Genomic DNA, 1519 nt, shown 5'->3' on the forward strand with positions numbered 1-1519 from the left:
GGGGCTGGGGGGTTAGGTTTTTCAACTTATTAAGAAACTGCCAGATCTAAGTTCAAATTTCATATTAAATAGCATAATAGAGTTATAGAGACCAAAGACAGGGCAATGACACCTCCCCCTAATTAACCTAAGTGTCAAAGGAAAAGGGATTAATCATGAAATACCCATTAATTGTCCTCACCGCATTTGTTGCTACAATCGGCTTAACCATTCCGGCAATAGCTCAAATTAGAACCCCCTCCCAAGACTTTTTTGAACAGGGAAGGGTACAATTAGAAAGAGAATTACAGATTCTTCAAGAAGAGACTTCTGAATCCCCGCAGGATGAGCAAAAACCGGAATCGAAACCGTTGCTTGAAGTCACTCCCACCCCCTCTAGCGATACTAACCAAAAGCCAAATCAAGTGGAAACTCCCCAGGAAAAACCAAATCAGAAAATAAATAATACCCCTCAAAATTAGAATCTATTTGACTCTAACTTGGTATGAGTTTTGGGACGAATTGTGAAAGAAATTGAGCGGGGGGGTTGAGGTGGTGGTGTCGCCGAAGACGAATTGAGAGGAGAAGAGTTGGCAGGAGGTGTGACACCATTGATTGTTGGTGTCTGAAGTCGCTTTGTCTCTAATTCCGGTGGCTGTTGAGGGAAATACCAGCCTGGAGATTTGCCGTAGTTGGATGCGATCGCTAAACAGGCTCCCCCTAAAATTAAGATGGGCAGTGGTAATGTGAAATTTCCGAGCCACTGGGAAATTTCCGCGCTGACAAACAGAAACACAAAGCTGGTAATTAATATTCTCATAAGTTTATCCTTCAACCTTCAACCTTCATACTTCATACTTCATACTTCAACCTTCAACCTTCATCAATCTAACTCCCGCCTTCCTTCTAAAGCGCGTGCTAATGTGATTTCATCTGCATATTCTAAATCGCCACCCATGGGTAAACCAAAGGCAATTCTTGTCACTTTGGTAAAGGGTTTTAATAATTGTCCCACATATAGAGTAGTTGTTTCTCCTTCCACACTAGGGCTAATCGCAATAATCGCTTCTTCAATTCCTTTTTGACTGACTCGTCTAACTAATTGTTGAATATGTAATTGATCCGGTCCAATTCCTTCCATGGGGGAAATAACACCACCGAGAACATGATATTTACCCCGATATTCGCGGGTTTTTTCCAAAGCAATTACATCACGAGAATCAGCCACTACACAAATAGTATTGTTATCTCGATTAGGATTACGACAAATTTCACAAACAGGTTCAGCCGATAGGTGAAAGCATACCTGACACAAGCCAACTTGTTTTTTGGCTTCAACTAAAGCTTGGGCTAGGGCTTTGACTTCTTCTTCTGAACGTTTAATAATGTGCAGCGCCAGTCGTTGGGCGGTTTTAGGACCAACTCCGGGTAAGCGTTGCAGTTGTTCAATCAGACGGGCTAGGGGGCGTGTGTAAACCGTGATTTTCTCTCCTAGTCTAGATACATTGACTATTATAGAATCTGTTAATCCTGTTGGGAG

The 1519-nt window shown here is 42.2% G+C and carries 3 protein-coding genes; 1 reads left to right on the top strand and 2 read right to left on the bottom strand.

Translation table 11 applies throughout. The features are described 5' to 3' along the window. Positions 1–155 precede the first annotated feature (155 nt). On the top strand, positions 156–461 hold the full coding sequence (locus NJ959_RS29375) for a hypothetical protein (RefSeq protein ID WP_254015296.1): 306 nt from the start codon (positions 156–158) through the stop codon (positions 459–461). On the opposite strand, the gene NJ959_RS29380 is transcribed toward NJ959_RS29375, so the two are convergent. Both NJ959_RS29380 and recR read right to left on the bottom strand, forming a co-directional pair. After that, complete coding sequence (locus NJ959_RS29380) at positions 458–799, bottom strand: hypothetical protein (protein ID WP_254015297.1); 342 nt, start codon at positions 797–799, stop codon at positions 458–460. The two genes, NJ959_RS29375 and NJ959_RS29380, sit on opposite strands and share 4 nt — an antisense overlap. Positions 800–862: 63 nt before the next feature. Beyond that, positions 863–1492: a recombination mediator RecR gene (gene recR, locus NJ959_RS29385; RefSeq protein ID WP_373693740.1), complete on the bottom strand. Its 630-nt coding sequence runs from the start codon at positions 1490–1492 to the stop codon at positions 863–865. Between the last annotated feature and the right edge of the window lie 27 nt (positions 1493–1519).

Source organism: Limnofasciculus baicalensis BBK-W-15, from assembly GCF_024178385.1.
Classification (GTDB): domain Bacteria; phylum Cyanobacteriota; class Cyanobacteriia; order Cyanobacteriales; family Coleofasciculaceae; genus Limnofasciculus; species Limnofasciculus baicalensis.